This window comes from Bacillus salipaludis, from assembly GCF_004358205.1.
The window spans coordinates 203807-220878 of record NZ_SMYO01000003.1 but is presented as its reverse complement, the minus strand read 5'-3'; the positions used below and the strand labels follow the sequence as shown (position 1 = coordinate 220878).

Here is a 17072-nt window from a genome sequence, read left to right as displayed (position 1 = left end):
ACTAGGCATTTCGCATTCCAACTTTCTGTTAGTGCCTCTTATCTACTTACAAGGTCACGAAATATTCTGAATGGGGGTGGTTAAAGGATAAACATAAGCCCAGATTATAATTGGCAGGTGTCAAAGATGCAGGTTGAATTGACGAAAAAAGATCGAAGCATTCTTGAAGGAAATGAAGGTAAAGCAAAGCAGTTAGCCATGAGGGTTATAGTCCGAATGGCGGAAATTCAAGGGGCAAAAAAGCTAATTGATATTGAGTGCGCACATATTGATGGCTGTATTTATACCGGCCCAGCGAGCCTTCATTTTGCTGAAACGCTAGCCGAATTGGGTGGGAAGGTTACCGTTCCGACAACTATGAATGCCATCTCTATTGACCGAAAACGCTGGAAGGAACAGGGTGTCGAGGCGGAATGGGCAAACTGCGCTCAAAGACTTGCTGATGCCTATCTGCAGATGGGAGCAAAGCCAACCTTTACTTGCACCCCATACCTGTTGCCGGAAAAACCGCAAAAAGGAATGGATATCGCCTGGGCAGAATCAAATGCCGTCGTCTATGCCAATAGTGTCCTTGGAGCAAAAACAAACCGCTATGGGGATTTGATGGATATTTGTGCTGCCATCATCGGCCGGGTTCCCTTAACAGGTCTTCATCTTGAGGAAAACAGGAAAGGCACCATTTTAATCGATGTGGAGGAGATTCACGAGATAGACGCCTTCTTCTATCCAGTTTTTGGTTATTTTGTTGGCCAAAGGGTAAATGGTGGTGTACCTGTGATTACCGGTCTAAACCATACCCCATCAGCCGATGATTTAAAGGCCTTTGGAGCTGCCACTGCAACAGCCGGTTCCGTTGGAATGTTTCATATTGTCGGAATTACACCTGAAGCACAATCGGTGGAAAATGCTTTGGGCAATAAACCTCCAGCTTCCATACATAAAGTGTCAAAAGCAGAACTACGGGAAGTGTGGGAGAAACTGTCTTCCGGTGCCGAAGCAAAGGTTGATATGATCACACTTGGAAGTCCGCATTTTTCCTATGAGGAATGCGAGTTTTTGGCAGAAATAATTGAACAGGAAGTAGAACAAGCCCAGAACTTAATCGAAAAAAAATCTCCAGTAAAAGTCCAGTCAGAATTCATCATCACGACCTCCCAATACGTTTATGAACAAGCCCTCAACAACGGTGTGGCCGGTAGAATTGAGCACTTCGGAATAAAATTCTTGACCGATACTTGTTTATGTATGATTAACACTCCAGTGATTCCGGATAAATGTCAAACATTAATGACCAACTCTGCAAAATATGCGCACTATGCTCCTGGCCTAGTTAATCGCAAAATTTATTTTAGTAGCATTAAAGATTGCGTACAATCTGCAATCGCAGGCAGACCAATCATTAGCCGACCAAAGTGGCTCTATTAGATAATGAAACCGTTTTCAATCCGATTTTGTTAAAAGAAAGGGGATATTTTGAATGAGTAAATGGCTTTCTCGCTTAGGATTACTTGTAATCGTCATGATGATGATTACTGCCTGTTCCTCGAAAACGGGAGGATCAGATTCCTCTGATGGCAAGGACAAAGGCAGCGAAATATTGATTGGAACGCTAACCCCAATTACCGGTTCAAGTGCAAAAATGGGTGAGGACATGAATAATGCGATTCAAATGGCTGCTGATGAAATCAATGCTGCCGGTGGTATCAACGGAAAGAAAATCAAACTTGTTAAAGAGGACGAAGGCTGTGACCCGCAAATTGCCACAGCCGGTGCTAACAAACTCGTATCAAAGGATGTCGTAGCAGTTGTCGGCGGATACTGCTCAGGTGCTGTTCTGCCGGCATCAGGTGTTATGAACCAAGCAGATATCCCTTGGATTTTAACAGCTGCAAACTCTGCGAAAATTCCTGAGCAAGGCTTCAAAGATATTTTTCTATTAAATAGTACCGCGCCGGCGCAGGCTAAATCTGCTGCTGAATATATGGTAAACAAATTTGGCGCTAAAAAAATCGCAATAATCAATGATAATTCCGCGTATGCAGTTGACCTCGCAGAAAGAACAAGAGATGAAGTAAAAGGAATGGGTGCAAAGGTCATCGCATTTGACGCGGTCAATCCAGAGGAAAAAGATTTTAACTCACTCATGACCAAACTGAAGGAACTTAAACCAGATGCAACTTACTGGACGGGTTACTATAATGTCGGCGGACTTTTGGCAAAACAATTTAAGCAAGCCGGCGTTTCCGGTGCCTTTGGTGTAGGTGATGGCTCAAACGATCCAACGATTATTAAAATCGCTGGTCCGGAAAATGCAGAAGGGCTATTTGTAACGACTACTCCAACACCGCAATTCCAAGAAAGTGCGAAGGATTGGATCCCAAAATATAAAGAAAAATTTGGTGCAGATCCAGGACCATACTCCGCGATTTCTTATGACGGGATGAAAGTCATGGCGGATGCAATCAAACGCGCGGGTTCAACAGACAAGGATAAAGTCATCAAGGCGCTAAACGAAACAAATGGCTTTGAAACGTTCAGCGGTCCATTGAAGTTTAAGGGAAATGGAGAGACTGCCACTTCTAATTTTGTTGTATTGATTGTTAAAAATGGCCAAATGACATTGGCACAATAGAAAAGAAGATAGCGCCCGTACAGGATGGGGGCTAGACAGTTATGGATGTCCAACGGTTTAAAATCAGATTTAGGGGTGTCTCATATTATACCAGGACACCCCGTGAAAGGGAGATCTAGATGGATATATTTATACAACAATGTATAAATGCGATCATCATTGGCTGTTTTTATAGCCTAATTGCCTTAGGTTATACGATGGTGTTCGGTGTCATCAGGCTATTGAACTTTGCTCATGGCGATATATTTATGGTAGGTTCTTTTGTCGGCTTCACCGTGCTATCTTTTTTGACTGGTATGCCAAGTTTACTAGGTTTAGGGTTAGCCCTATTGATTTCGATGGTTGTAATCGGATTATTTGGTGTAGTTGTTGAAAGAATTGCCTATCGACCTCTATTTAATGCATCTTCACGTCTAGCCGTTTTAATTACAGCCGTCGGGGTCTCGTTATTTTTACAAAATGGAATCATGCTTACCTATGGAGCTAGTTTTCGCGTCTATCCTATTCATCTATCAAATAAAGGGTTTCATATCCTCGGAGCAAATCTATCCTACATGCAATTGGGCATTATTATCTTCTCTATTTTCATGATGGTTGCATTACATATTTTTATTCACAAAACATTGTACGGAAAAGCTATGCGATCGATTGCTATTGATTCGACGGCTACATCCTTAATGGGTATTGCCGTTCACCGCGTCATTGCGATGACGTTCTTTATCGGTTCCTCACTTGCTGCCGCAGCAGGAGTGATGGACGGGGTTTATTATGGACAAATCAATTTCCTCATGGGGTTTATCATTGGTTTAAAAGCCTTCACAGCAGCAGTAATCGGCGGAATCGGCAGTGTCAAAGGAGCGATGCTTGGCGGATTGCTTCTAGGAATTGTTGAAACCATCGGAACCGTTTATGTAGGAAGCGCCTGGAAGGATGTTTTTGCCTTTGGAATCTTGATTCTGTTACTTGTCTTTAAACCAACGGGAATCCTTGGTGAGAATGAAGTGGAAAGGGTGTAGCTTATGGACAAGACAGTTCAAAAAAACTCTTTGAAAATAGCAGCCCTTTGTGTACTCATTCTCTTAATGGCATGCCTGCCCTTAATTTCAGACAACTATTGGATCGATGTTGCACTGATGGCACTGATTTATATCATTCTTGCATTAGGTTTAAACATTGTCGTTGGTTTTTGCGGCCTGCTAGATTTAGGGTTTTCGGCCTTTTTTGCAGTGGGAGCTTACACAACGGGAATTTTAATGACACAATACCATCTATCCTTTTGGATTGCGATTATTGCTTCCGCAATTCTGTCTGCAATTGCAGGCGTGATTATCGGGGCACCCACACTTCGTCTCAGAAGTGATTACCTGGCGATTGTCACATTAGGGTTTGGCGAAATTGTCCGGATTTCTGCCATAAATCTTCATTTTACCGGCGGTGCATCGGGAATTTACGGGATTCCAAAGCCTTCGATTGGTTCTTTCCAATTAACAGGTCTAACAGGGGTTTATTATCTGGCATTTGTATCTGTCATTTTAATGATCTTTATTGTCAGAAGACTAGGAGATTCACGATTAGGAAGAGCCTGGAAATATATTCGCGAGGACGAAGATGCAGCGGAAGCAATGGGAATTAACCGTTGGAGGACAAAACTATTAGCCTATATTTTTGGAGCGATAGTCGGCGGCTTTGGCGGATCAATTTTTGCGGTAAAAATGACGGCGATTTCTCCGCAGAGTTTTAGCTTTAACCAATCAGCGATGATTTTATTAGCTGTAGTTCTGGGGGGGATAGGCAGAATTCCGGGAGTGGTATTGGGTGCAGTATTTGTCATTCTCCTTCCGGAAGTGATGCGTGATTTTTCCGACTGGCGCCTGCTAATCTTTGGCGGACTCCTCGTGGTCATGATGATTTTCCGTCCGGAAGGAATCTGGCCGTCCGCAAAGGAAAGGGCATCGGTTTCAGCAGGAAAAGAAACGGAGGCGGATCGCCATGTCGCTGGTTAGTATCGAAAATGTAACCTTACAGTTCGGTGGCCTGAAGGCGGTTGATAATGTCAGTTTCACGATTGAAAAAGGTAAAATTATCGGGCTTGTTGGACCGAACGGGGCTGGAAAAACCTCGATGTTCAACATCATTACAGGGTTCTACAAACCTAGCAAAGGAAATATCATTTTCGATGGTAATAATATTGTCCGGAAAAAGCCAAGTAAAATCACCGAATTGGGCATGGCTCGAACCTTTCAAAATATCCGTCTTTTTCCGTCGTTGACGGTGCTTGAAAATGTAATGAGCGGGATGCACAGCAAAACAAGACAGGGCTATCTAGGAGCTATTTTTCGTACACCCGCGCAAAGAAGAGAAGAAGAATTAATTAAAACCGTTGCGGAATCAGCAATGGAATTTGTCGGCGTTAGTGATTATGCAAACCGCCAAGCGAAAAACCTGCCATATGGGCTGCAACGGAAGGTGGAAATTGCCAGAGCCCTTGCCTCTCAGCCGAAGTTGTTACTGCTTGATGAACCCGCTGCAGGGCTGAATAAAAGTGAACGGGAAGAACTGATTCTGTTGATTAAACGAATTCATAAGGAATATGACCTGACGATTTTTATCATCGAACATGATATTGGCCTTGTTAGTAAATTAGCAGACAATGTAACGGTTTTGGATTATGGGAAAAAAATTGCCGATGGCAGCCCGGAAGAAGTCTTCCAAAATCAACTGGTGATTGAAGCCTATTTAGGAAAGGAGGACGATGAATGAGCACTCCCGTCTTAGAATTAAAGAATGTAGACTCTTATTATGGAAAAATTCAGGCACTAGAACGGGTGAGTGCCGCCATCTATCCTGGAGAAATTGTGACAATGCTTGGTAGTAACGGAGCCGGAAAAAGCACCCTGCTGAAAACCATTTCCGGTCTCGTGAAAAACCAAAATGGTTCAATTACTTTTTTAGGGCAGGAAATCACGAAATTACGTCCTCATGAAATTGTGGAACTGGGAATTGTCCATGTTCCGGAGGGCAGACGGATTTTCGGCACAATGACCGTTCTTGAAAACCTTGAACTGGGTGGCTTTACCCAAAGAAAGAAAAAAAATCATATTAAGGATAATGTGGAAAATATTTTTGAGCTGTTTCCCCGTCTGAGGGAGCGGGCGAAGCAAAAGGCCGGCACGTTGTCTGGCGGGGAACAGCAAATGCTGGCGATTGGCCGAGGATTGATGGTGGAGCCGAAATTGTTGATGCTCGATGAACCGTCAATGGGACTTGCGCCGATTATTGTCAAAGAAATTATGAAGATTATCCGCAATATCAATAACCAAGGGACAACGATTTTGCTGGTTGAACAGAATGCGCGAGCTGCTTTGAAGCTAGCGACAAGGGGTTATGTGCTGGAAACAGGCTCGGTGACGATGGAGGGGTCTGCTGCGGAACTGCAAGAAGATAGTAAAGTGGTTAATGCTTATTTAGCATAAAATAAAAATATTTTTCGAGTTTGAGAGGAGAATGTGGAAATGGCAAAGTTTTCAGGAGTTTATGTCGCGATTATTACACCATTTACAGAGGAATATCAGGTTGATTATAAGAAGTTGGAGGAGCATGTAGATTGGCTGATTAAGGAAGGAGTGCACGGAATTATCCCGGCAGGATCGGTTGGAGAATATGCATCGCTGACTCCTGAGGAGAGGGCAAAGGTTATTGAAACCGTCATTGTTGCGGCAAATGGAAGAGTACCGGTTGTTGTCGGCACGGGTGCGCCGTCTACTGATCAGGCAGCAGGCTGGGCTCGTCATGCAAAAGCTGCTGGTGCGGCCGGAATTATGGCACTGCCGCCGATTAATTATAATCCGACTGAAGCGGAAATTTTTGCTCATTATGAGGCATTATCGGAAGTTGGTATTCCAATTATTGCCTACAACAATCCCCATGATTACAAAGTTGATTTAACACCGGATTTACTAAAAAAATTATCGGCGATTGAAAATGTGGTTGCAGTAAAAGAATTTTCGGGAGATATCCGCCGTGTACATGATATTTTAGCTAAAACTGACTTAGAAGTAATGATTGGTGTTGACGATTTAGCAATGGAAGGTCCGATTGCCGGGGCAACTGGCTGGATTGCCGGATTCCCAAATGTTTTTCCTAGAGAAGGGGTACGAATATTTGAATTGGCATCGCAAGGCAGGGTACAAGAAGCTCTGGAACTCTATCGTCCTTCACTGCCTCTGTATCATTATGATGCAAAACCGCAGCTTGTTCAGGCGATTAAATATTCGATGGAACTTGCCGGCAGACCGGTGGGACCAACTCGTCCGCCGAGAATGCCGCTGCCTGAGAGTGAGCTTCAAAAAATTAAAGAAGCGTTCGAGCAAGCGGTCAGTGTGAAGGTGAATTAATTTGAGGATTTAAGGGGGAGGTAATTTGTCCCCCTATATTCATTGGAAAGCTGGTGTTTTTTTGGAGAAACCGAAAACGGTAGTCTGCCGCTGTGAAGAAGTATATTTGGAGGATTTAATAGAAATAGTTCAGATTCACGGGTGTTCCTCCAGGGAACTAAAACTCCGGACAAGGGCTGGAATGGGGTATTGCGGCGGGCGGACCTGCCGCAACCTGATTGATCGGATTGTTGAAAAACAAACGGGGAAAGAGCGGACGAACGATATTCCGCTAAGGTTTCAGCCGCCTGTCCGACCCATCCAATTTTTTATGATTGGGAATGATTCGAATGGAAAAGAATAATCGGGTGGTCCATCATCCTATTTTGGGAGAATTAAAGATTAAAGGTCTAGTGAATTTTACGTTTAACGATCAGGTATTTAGCGGATTGGAGGGAGAAACGATTGCAGCGGCCCTTCTGGCCAGCGGTGTTCGAACATTACGATGCCAGGAAGAGACGGGTACGCCTCGTGGAATCTATTGTAATATCGGACATTGTTATGAATGTCGAGTTCAAGTGGATGGTAGGACAGGTGTTCGGGCTTGTTTAACCCCAATTCGAAATGGGATGAATGTCCATTCGGGAGAAAAGCTGCCTACTCCTTTTAAGAAAGAGGGCGATACCTTGTGAGGGATGTTCTTATTGTTGGAGCGGGACCAGCAGGTATTTCGTCAGCGATTGTCTGTGCACGTGCTGGAGTAAAAGTGAAGGTGGTCGATGAATTCGTACGACCTGGCGGCAGGCTGCTCGGTCAACTGCACGAAGAACCGGATGGCACCTGGTGGAATGGAATCGAAACGGCTGAACGTCTGATTTCGGAAGCTCGTGAATTGGGTGTGGAATTTGATATGGGTGTTTCGGTTTACAACCTTAAACGGTCGGGGGACGAATGGAAAGTATACACCACAAAGGATACAATCCGGGCTAAAGCATTGCTGCTGGCAACGGGTGCAGCAGAAACGGCACTGCCAATTGCCGGTTGGACCTTGCCGGGGGTAATGTCAATCGGTGCGGCCCAGGTGATGACGAATGTGCATCGGGTACGGCCGGGACAGCGTGGAGTCATTGTCGGGGTCAATATTTTATCTACTGCAATTGCCCGTGAGTTGGAATTAGCTGGGGTTGAAATTGAGTCAATGATGCTTCCGCTGAAAAGTCTGATTACTGAAGATGCTGGTGACCCAGGGAAAGTCCTGGATTCGCTATTGCGTGTTGCCCATCTTGCCCCCTCTAAATTTCTTCGTTTTGGCAGCGGAATGATGAAATCGCCGTCGATGAAACGGTTTGGGTTGAAGTTTTATCCTAAAAGCGGTTTTCGTGTCTGGGGAATTCCAGTCAAGCTGCGGCAGGCTGTGGTTGAAATTGTCGGATCGGAGCAGGTCGAAGGAGTTCGAGTGGTGGATATTGATTTGGATGGAAATCCAGTTGAAAGCACTGAACGTTTGATTGAAGCGGATTTTGTTTGTATTGCTGGCGGCTTGTATCCACTTGTGGAATTAGCAGCTTTGGCCGGATGTTCTTTCCGTTATGTGGAAGAGCTCGGTGGGCATGTTCCCATTCATAGTGAAAAAATGAAAACAGGTCTGAAAGGGCTATATGTTGCCGGAAACATTACCGGAATTGAAAGTGCAAAGGTAGCCATGTCCCAGGGTGAGGTAGCCGGCTATTCGATTGCTGAGGAGCTACTAGGGACTCGCTCATTCGAGGAGCCGCTAAGGGCAGCCCTCGAGAAGGTTGAGGCAACCAGGCAAAAGGCTGACATTCAATTTCATCCCGGGATTGAAAAAGGCAGAGAGCAGGTGGAAATGGCTTTTAAGGTTTGGGAGGCTGAAATGGGGAATCAGCTATACGTGAAAAAAGGGTAATTTCTTTCAAAAAGGATGCATCGCAGATAAAAGTTGAATTTACTCAGATAAAACCAGAAGGATCGCAGATAAAAGTCATTTTTACGCAGATAAATATAAAAGTTTTTCAAAAGAGGGATAACCATGAAAACACATTCAGAGGTTGTAATTATCGGGGGCGGGGTTATTGGGGCCGCGATTGCCTACTATACTTCGAAACTAGGATTCGAAGTGACAGTGATTGAAAAAAAGGAATTGGCCAGCGGTACCTCCTCCCGTTGTGACGGTAATATTTTAGCCATTGACAAAGACCCGGGATTTGATTCGGAAATGTCCCTACATAGTCAAAAATTAGTCCATGAATTAAGCGGGGAGCTGCCATCGGAGTTTGAATACCGTGCACCGGGAAGCATACTTGTCTGTGAGACGGAGGAAGAAATGATGGCCGCCGAAAAATGGGTGGACCGCCAGAATAAAACCGGAGTACCCATGCGCCTGCTTGACCGGGAAGATATCAGACAGGATTCAGTCTACTTTGCCGACGATCTTTTAGGCGGATTGGAATGTCCCTCTGACTCAACCGTAAATCCGTATCTATTAACCTATGCATTATTTGAAGGTGCGCAAAAATTCGGGGCTAGGATCGTAAAAAATACCGAAGTCAGGAGCGTAAATAAAGTGCTGGCGGATGATGTTTTTCATGTTTCAACATCAAACGGCGATTTCACTGCTAAAAAAGTCGTCAATGCCGGTGGGATTTGGGCACCAAAACTGGCTGAAATGGTTGGGCTAGAACTTCCCATCCAGCCGCGTAAGGGCCATATCATTGTAGCTTCTCGCAATCTCCCAATTGGGCTCAGAAAAGTAATGGAATTTGGTTACCTGCTGTCCAAATTCGGCGGGGAGAGGAAGGTCGATGCTGAAACCGAAAAATACGGGGTTGCTTTGGTATTCGAACCAACTGTCAGTCAAAACTTTTTAATCGGAAGCAGCCGGCAATTTGTTGGTTTTGACACGAAAGTTGATATGGATGTCGTCCATTGTATTGCACGGAGGGCAGTTCGATTTTATCCAAAATTGAAGGAAATGAATTTTATCCGGGCCTATGCAGGACTACGCCCGTGGACTCCGGATCACTTACCTGTGATTTCTCATGTGGAGGAAGTTCCCGGTTACTATATTGCGGCCGGTCATGAAGGGGACGGCATTAGTCTTGCAGCAGTAACGGGCAAGTTGATTTCCGAAATGATAGAAGGGCGTGAAAAAACGATTATTCCTGTTGAACCGCTACGTCATGATCGGTTTACGCCTTCATTCACCCTTAAACATTAGAAACGAGGTGGCATAGATGATATCGGCGAAAAAAATGTTTACGACGATTGACACACATACCGGCGGGAACCCAACACGCACGGTAACGAGCGGTGTGCCAAAGCTTACTGGCAACACCATGTCAGAAAAAATGCTGCAAATGAAAAATGAATATGACTGGATTCGTAAATTTTTAATGAATGAACCGCGGGGACATGGGGTTATGTCGGGTGCATTACTAACTGACCCATGTCATCCTGATGCGGACATCGGTGTTATTTTTATCGAAACTGGCGGCTATTTACCGATGTGTGGACATGACACGATTGGCGTTTGTACCGCGTTAATCGAATCGGGGATGGTGGAGGCGGTTGAGCCGGTCACGTACATTACATTGGACACACCGGCAGGCTTGGTCAAAACAGAGATCCTAGTAGAAAGTGGCAAGGCAAAGCAGGTAACATTCCGAAATATAGAGTCTTTCTTATATAAATCGCTAAAGGTTGAAGTAGAAGGTTTTGGTGAAATCGACTGTGATATTGCCTACGGCGGCAATTTTTACGGGATTTTGGACGCAAGGAAGCTAAATTTGGAACTTACCCCTTCAAATGCTTCTGAGATTATAGAAAAAGCAATCAGGATTCGGAAAACAATTAATCAACAGAATGAAATTGTTCATCCTGTTTTTCCGTTTATCCGCGGCTTGACTCATATTGAATTTTATACTGATCCGGTTCATCCGGATGCCAATTTGAAAAATACGGTTGTCGTCCCTCCGGGTGGAATTGACCGCTCCCCTTGCGGAACGGGGACTTCAGCAAAATTAGCTGTACTGTTCAATAAAGGAGATTTGGCCGTAGGTGAAGAATTTGTTCATGAAAGCATCGTCGGTTCATTATTTAAGGCACGAATTTTGGAAACAAGTGAAGTTCAGGGCTATCCGGCAGTCATTCCGGAAATAACCGGATCGGCATGGGTGATGGGTTTCCATACATTCCTTTATAACGAAGAAGACGAATTAAATGAAGGGTTTTTATTAATTCCTGCAGCGGACGATCATTAAGGGGGAGAAATCGGTGAAGTTTACGAAGCATTTTTCAACCGTTGATATGCACACGGGCGGCGAGCCATTTCGAATCATTACATCAGGTGTTCCTTTTTTAAAAGGGGATACCATTTTGGAAAAACGTGCTTATTTTAAAAAATATCACGATGAAGTTCGTCGGGTGTTGATGTTTGAACCAAGGGGCCATCACGGGATGTATGGCTGTGTAATCACTCCGCCGGAACGAGGGGAATCCGATTTCGGTATTCTATTTATGCATAATGAAGGGCTAAGTACAATGTGCGGACATGGAACGATTGCTGCTGTAACATACGCAATTGAAAGTGGGATGGTTGCGGCAACGGGTGAGGAAACACGTGTTGTAATCGACAGCCCTGCTGGGAAGCTGACAGCCTATGCCCAGTGTGAGGGAACAAAAGTAAAGTCCGTATCCTTTGAAAATGTACCATCCTTTGTTTTTATGGAAAACTACCCTGTAGTGGTAGATGGAAAAAATATTTTGGTTGATATTGCTTATGGCGGTGCTTTTTATGCCATTGTCGATGCCAATGAATTTGGCCAAAAGATAGATATTGAACATCTCGCAGCATTACAAAAAATTGGTATGGAGATTAAGCGTAAAATTGAATCGTCCATTGAGGTCGTTCATCCATTTGAACAGGATATTAATGGGATTTACGGAGTTATTTTTACCGATGAGCCCGATCTTGAAGATTCCGATTCGCGCAATGTAACGATTTTTGCTGATGGGCAGGTTGACCGATCCCCATGTGGCAGCGGGACGGGTGCCCGTGTAGCCCTTCTGAAACAAAAAGGTCATCTACAGAAAGGACAGCGATTTGTCCATGAGAGTATTGTGAACAGCCAATTTGCCGCAGAAATTATTGAAGAAACAGAATTTGGTCCTTATTCAGCAGTCATTCCGAAAATTACTGGGAATGCCTTTATTACCGGTATGCACCAATTTGTTGTGGACCCAACAGACCCATTAAGCAGCGGTTTTTTAATAGGATAAGAGACTGCTTGAATGAGAAGAAATGGAGGTAGAGGATGTTAGTTATAAGTGAAGAAGAAATAAAAAAAGCGGTTACCATGGAAGATGTGATGAAAGCTGTAGAGGTGGCACTTGTTGAATATTCAGAGGGAAGAACAGTTACACCGGTTCGCACGGCAATTAGCACTTCCCAAACAGAGGGAACGGCCTTGTTCATGCCATCTTTAGTGGAATACGGAGGCGGTCTAGGGGTTAAATTCGTCTCCGTTTTTCCAAAAAATAAAGACAAAACCATTTACGGTGTCATGGTTTTATCCGATGTAGAAACCGGGCAGCCCTTAGCTTTAATGGAATCTTCTTCCTTAACGGTTTTGAGAACTGGTGCTGCTTCCGGTCTGGCAACAAAGTATCTTGCTAAAGAGGATGCGTTGGTGCTGGGGGTAATTGGGACCGGGAGCCAGGCAAGAGGATTGATTGAAGCGATTTTACATGTTCGGCCTTCGGTTAGGGAAATTCGTTTATATAATCGAACGAAATCAAAAGCATCTGTATTGGCAGAGGAATTAAAGGCTCGCTACCAGGAGAAGTGTCCAGAGATTGTCATTGCGGACGAAGCAGATGAGGCAGTAAGGGCTGCTGATATTATTGTAACGGCGACTACCTCCGAAAGGCCGGTTTTTTCCGCTGAAAGTGTTGCGCTCGGTGTACATATTAACGGGGTGGGATCCTTTAAGCCAAGCATGCAGGAAATACCAACTGAAATTATTACAAGTGCTGCAAAAGTAGTAGTCGAAGCCAAGGAAGCTGCATTGGAGGAATGCGGTGATTTAATTAATCCAATTGAAGCCGGACTTTTTCAAGCAGATGATCTTTATGGAGAATTAGGCGAAATCATAAATGGTATGAGAACTGGAAGAGAATCCAATGAAGAAATTACCGTTTTTAAATCAGTAGGTTTAGCAGCGATGGATGTGGTCGTCGCTAAGGCGATTTATGATAAAGCATTGGAACTGGGGATCGGTCAAAAAGTAAAACTTTAATATTTTAATAGGTGGTGTTTTTGCAAATGCAAACCGAGGTTTTTACAAAAACATATTTTAATTATATTAATGGGGAATGGGTGGAAAGTGAATCTGGCGAGGTGATTAAAAGTATCAGTCCAGCAAACCGCTTTGAAGTGGTCGGAAAGGTGCAAAAATCAACAATTACCGATTTAAAAGCGGCTGTTGACGCAGCCAAAACGGCAAAAAAATCGTGGTGGAAGCTTGGCGGACCTTCTCGGGGAAATTATTTGTTTAAGGTTGCCGACATCTTAGAGGCAAGCCTGGATGACATCGCTGAGACGATGACACGAGAAATGGGAAAAACCTTGCTGGAAGCAAAAGGGGAGACAGCTCGTGGTGTAGCGATCTTGCGCTATTATGCAGGGGAAGGGATGCGCAAATCTGGAGATGTTATCCCATCATCTGATAGCGGTGCGTTAATGTTTACTACCAGGGCTCCATTAGGGGTGGTTGGGGTGATCACACCTTGGAATTTCCCTGTGGCGATACCGATTTGGAAGATTGCACCTGCTTTGATATACGGGAACACAGTTGTTTTTAAACCGGCTACAGAAGCTGCGGTGACGGCGGCTAAAATGGTGGAGTGTTTTGAAAGAGCGGGGCTGCCAAAGGGTGTTTTAAATTTCGTAACAGGCTCAGGCTCGGTGATCGGAAATGGACTTATCGAACATCCCGATATTAATGGAATTACATTTACAGGGTCTTCTGCAACCGGGAAAAGGGTTGGACAAGGGGCCGTTGCCCGCGGTGCGAAATTCCAGCTTGAAATGGGTGGGAAGAACCCGGTGATTGTCACCGAGGATGCAGATTTGGCGAAAGCAGTGGAGGCTGTTATTAGTGGGGGTCTGAAATCAACCGGCCAAAAATGTACCTGCACGAGCCGGGTGATTGTTCACGAAAAGGTGTATGAGGCGTTTAAGGAATTGTTACTTGAGAAGGTTCGCAGTATTAAGGTTGGAGACGGGCTTTCTGAAGGTACGTGGATGGGACCTTGTGCGAGTGAGAGCCAGTTAAATACCGTTAAGTATTATATTAAAGTGGCGAAGAAGGAAGGCGCCGTCTTGCTTTGCGGAGGAGATCAGCCTGTTGATCCGAGGTTGAAGGATGGTTTTTATATCAATCCTACCGTTTTTGAGGGTGTCACCACGGATATGGCAATTGCGCAGGAAGAGATTTTTGGGCCTGTGCTCGCGTTAATCAAGGTAGATTCACTGGAAGAAGCGATAGAAATCGCCAATGATTCAGAATACGGATTAAGTGCTTCCATTTTTACCGCCAATATTGGCAAAATGCTAACATTTATTGATGATATGGAAGCGGGCTTGGTGAGGATCAATGCCGAAAGTGCCGGCGTCGAACTTCAAGCCCCATTCGGCGGAATGAAATCATCCTCCTCCGGCTCACGCGAACAAGGCGAAGCCGCCAAAGAATTCTTCACCGCCATCAAAACTGTGTTCGTAAAAGGATAAAAAGGTAGTAAAAAAGGTGACAAAAAAAAGGTGACAGGCACCGCTCGTGGACAATTCGGCAGTTTTGTCCGTTGTGGGTGGATGGAAAATCTTGTTTAAACAAAAATAAAACCAAGGTTGTGAGTTGACTATTTCGTCATTTCACAACCTTGGTTTGTTTTGTTGGTCCCTTTTTTTAATAAATACTTTTTAACATCAAATTCAGCTGTAAGGACACCTAATTAGACTAATGATGCACCCAAATATCCTTTTGCCGTCAGCATTTCGTCTGCGAAAGCAAAAGCGAAGAAAGCTGCAAACACGGGTTCCATTGAAAAAAGCAGCCCTGTATGGGTTGGAGTCGTATATTTTTGGGCAATGGTTTGCACGACAAATCGTGCATCTAGAAAATTTGTTTAATATATTCAATCCTATGTAAACGCCTTTAATCCAAAGTAAAAGCTTAGAATAAGCAATTCCAAGCTTTACTTCTATTAAAATATTATTGAGTGTACTTTCCACGTGTACAAAAATGGGCAATTGTCCACGAACGGTGACAGGCACCGTGTGAAAGTTTCACAAATTTGAAGGTGCAATCTAAGAAAGCTTGTCTAACATCAGCGCGATAAGAATTTAATAAAAAGTAGGAAATGAAGCCCCAGGTGGTCTCCAGCCAGTAGTCCCATAATTACCATAGTTCATATGTTGCATATATGGCATTTGTTGATTGTGAGGATTGGAGTGATGATGGTGTGAGTGACTATGGATATGATGGTTGTATTGTGCCATACATGCTCCAGGTTGTCCAGGATGTGGTCCTGTTGTAATATTTTGAGTCAATTGCTGCACCTCTTTCATATTGTATTATTCCTTATAGTATGAAACGAATTAAATTTTGTTACAAAAAGAGAGTGGAGCTTGGTTTCCAAGCTCCACCCTCCTTTTTTATGCGCTGATGGTTACATCAGCTTCTTCTGTTTCACCTTGTGGGTGGAATTCTTTTTCCATTTTTGAAACAACGACTGTTGCTACGCCGTTTCCGATTAGGTTGGTGATGGCACGTGCTTCGGACATGAAGCGATCGACACCTAGTAGAAGGGCAATTCCTTCAACCGGAATAACCGGAAAAGCTGAAAGGGTAGCGGCAAGGGTAATGAAACCTGATCCGGTTACACCTGCTGCACCTTTAGAAGTCAGCATTAAAATTCCGAGTAAAGTGATCTGATGCCAAATCGTAATATCAACATGATAGGCTTGTGCAATAAAGATCGCTGCCATTGAAAGGTAGATGGCGGTGCCATCCAAATTAAATGAATATCCAGTTGGAACAACAAGACCTACAACAGACTTTGAGCAACCGTATTTTTCAAGACGTTCCATCATTCTTGGTAAAGCGGATTCAGAAGAAGAAGTACCTAATACCAATAAAATTTCCTCTTTAATATAGGCGATGAATTTTAAAATATTAAAGCCGTAAAACTTTGCAACCGCTCCTAAAACAAAGACAATAAAGATAAACATCGTCAAGTAGACGCTTCCCATCAATTTGCCAAGCGAAACTAAAGAGCCAAGACCAAAATTACCAATCGTATATGCCATTGCACCAAATGCTGCAACTGGAGAAAACTTCATAACGATATTAACAATTTTAAAGAAGATTTCGGTTAAATCTTCAAACAATGCAACAACTCGCTTCCCTTTTTCTCCAAACGATGCAAGCGCAATTCCAAAAAGAACGGAGAAGAATAGGATCGGCAGGAGCTCGCCATTTGCCATAGCGGCAACAAAATTATCCGGAATAATTCCCAAAATAAACTCGACAAATCCATGACTGCTTTCTTTTGCTTGCTCTGTAAATTGTGCAACATCACTTGCTTTTGCGCCATGAGTATCAAAACCGGAACCAGGCTTAAGGATATTGACAAGCAATAAACCAATTCCTAAAGCGATAGTCGAAATAATTTCAAAATAAAGGAGGGCTTTACCGCCAATTCGGCCAACCTTTTTCAAATCTCCCATATTTCCAATTCCAATAACAATCGTGAAAAAGACAATTGGAGCAATCACCATTTTAATCAGTTTAATAAAAATATCCGCTAAAACCTTTAATTCAGACCCGAATTTCGGAAACAAGAAACCAACAATAACTCCAAGAAGAATACCTGTCAAAACTTGGACCGTTAAATTTTTAAAATTAATCTTCTTCATTGTTACACCCCTTTTTTAATTTTGGTATCGCTTTCATCCCGTCTATCTACATGATAAAAGAAAATTCAGA

Annotated in this window: 17 protein-coding genes and 1 pseudogene; 15 read left to right on the top strand and 3 right to left on the bottom strand. The window is 43.7% G+C overall.

Annotated elements, in window-relative coordinates; translation table 11 throughout:
- Positions 1-126 precede the first annotated feature (126 nt).
- The 15 genes from E2K98_RS06455 (at position 127) to gucD (ending at position 14815) form a co-directional block, all read left to right on the top strand.
- Positions 127-1425, top strand: a complete 1299-nt coding sequence (locus E2K98_RS06455; protein WP_133333437.1) for an aconitase X — start codon at positions 127-129, stop codon at positions 1423-1425.
- Between the two features lie 52 nt (positions 1426-1477).
- On the top strand, positions 1478-2632 hold the full coding sequence (locus tag E2K98_RS06450) for a branched-chain amino acid ABC transporter substrate-binding protein (protein ID WP_133333436.1): 1155 nt from the start codon (positions 1478-1480) through the stop codon (positions 2630-2632).
- A gap of 119 nt (positions 2633-2751) precedes the next feature.
- Positions 2752-3648, top strand: coding sequence for a branched-chain amino acid ABC transporter permease (locus E2K98_RS06445; protein WP_026575356.1), 897 nt, complete (start codon positions 2752-2754; stop codon positions 3646-3648).
- A 3-nt stretch (positions 3649-3651) separates the two neighbouring features.
- Complete coding sequence (locus E2K98_RS06440) at positions 3652-4635, top strand: branched-chain amino acid ABC transporter permease (protein WP_133333435.1); 984 nt, start codon at positions 3652-3654, stop codon at positions 4633-4635.
- Positions 4622-5392, top strand: a complete 771-nt coding sequence (locus tag E2K98_RS06435) for an ABC transporter ATP-binding protein (protein ID WP_133333434.1) — start codon at positions 4622-4624, stop codon at positions 5390-5392. The genes E2K98_RS06440 and E2K98_RS06435 overlap by 14 nt, the downstream gene beginning before the upstream one ends.
- Positions 5389-6105: an ABC transporter ATP-binding protein gene (locus tag E2K98_RS06430; RefSeq protein WP_133333433.1), complete on the top strand. Its 717-nt coding sequence runs from the start codon at positions 5389-5391 to the stop codon at positions 6103-6105. Before E2K98_RS06435 ends, E2K98_RS06430 begins: the two co-directional genes overlap by 4 nt.
- Before the next feature lie 39 nt (positions 6106-6144).
- Positions 6145-7026, top strand: a complete 882-nt coding sequence (locus tag E2K98_RS06425; RefSeq protein WP_133333432.1) for a dihydrodipicolinate synthase family protein — start codon at positions 6145-6147, stop codon at positions 7024-7026.
- A 25-nt stretch (positions 7027-7051) separates the two neighbouring features.
- Positions 7052-7369, top strand: a complete 318-nt coding sequence (locus E2K98_RS06420; RefSeq protein WP_372512657.1) for a (2Fe-2S)-binding protein — start codon at positions 7052-7054, stop codon at positions 7367-7369.
- The gene (locus tag E2K98_RS06415) at positions 7356-7697 is read left to right on the top strand and encodes a (2Fe-2S)-binding protein (RefSeq protein WP_133333431.1); all 342 of its coding nucleotides are present in this window, start codon (positions 7356-7358) and stop codon (positions 7695-7697) included. The genes E2K98_RS06420 and E2K98_RS06415 overlap by 14 nt, the downstream gene beginning before the upstream one ends.
- Complete coding sequence (locus E2K98_RS06410) at positions 7694-8932, top strand: NAD(P)/FAD-dependent oxidoreductase (protein WP_133333430.1); 1239 nt, start codon at positions 7694-7696, stop codon at positions 8930-8932. Before E2K98_RS06415 ends, E2K98_RS06410 begins: the two co-directional genes overlap by 4 nt.
- A gap of 123 nt (positions 8933-9055) precedes the next feature.
- Positions 9056-10243 carry an NAD(P)/FAD-dependent oxidoreductase gene (locus E2K98_RS06405; RefSeq protein ID WP_133333429.1) on the top strand — a complete coding sequence of 396 codons (1188 nt, stop codon included), beginning with the start codon at positions 9056-9058 and terminating at the stop codon, positions 10241-10243.
- 19 nt (positions 10244-10262) lie between these two features.
- Entirely contained in the window at positions 10263-11285 is a 1023-nt protein-coding gene (locus tag E2K98_RS06400) for a proline racemase family protein (protein ID WP_133333760.1), read from the top strand.
- 13 nt (positions 11286-11298) lie between these two features.
- Entirely contained in the window at positions 11299-12303 is a 1005-nt protein-coding gene (locus tag E2K98_RS06395; protein WP_133333428.1) for a proline racemase family protein, read from the top strand.
- 35 nt (positions 12304-12338) lie between these two features.
- The gene (locus E2K98_RS06390; protein ID WP_133333427.1) at positions 12339-13322 is read left to right on the top strand and encodes an NAD(P)-binding domain-containing protein; all 984 of its coding nucleotides are present in this window, start codon (positions 12339-12341) and stop codon (positions 13320-13322) included.
- A gap of 26 nt (positions 13323-13348) precedes the next feature.
- Positions 13349-14815: an alpha-ketoglutaric semialdehyde dehydrogenase GucD gene (gene gucD / locus E2K98_RS06385; protein ID WP_133333426.1), complete on the top strand. Its 1467-nt coding sequence runs from the start codon at positions 13349-13351 to the stop codon at positions 14813-14815.
- Between the two features lie 224 nt (positions 14816-15039).
- Here the strand turns inward: gucD and E2K98_RS06380 are convergent.
- The 3 genes and pseudogenes from E2K98_RS06380 to E2K98_RS06370 all read right to left on the bottom strand — a co-directional run.
- Positions 15040-15189, bottom strand: a pseudogene (locus E2K98_RS06380) (EamA family transporter); the annotation flags it as partial.
- Between the two features lie 238 nt (positions 15190-15427).
- Positions 15428-15634 carry a hypothetical protein gene (locus tag E2K98_RS06375; protein ID WP_165976191.1) on the bottom strand — a complete coding sequence of 69 codons (207 nt, stop codon included), beginning with the start codon at positions 15632-15634 and terminating at the stop codon, positions 15428-15430.
- Between the two features lie 105 nt (positions 15635-15739).
- Complete coding sequence (locus tag E2K98_RS06370) at positions 15740-17002, bottom strand: dicarboxylate/amino acid:cation symporter (RefSeq protein ID WP_133333423.1); 1263 nt, start codon at positions 17000-17002, stop codon at positions 15740-15742.
- Positions 17003-17072 lie beyond the last annotated feature (70 nt).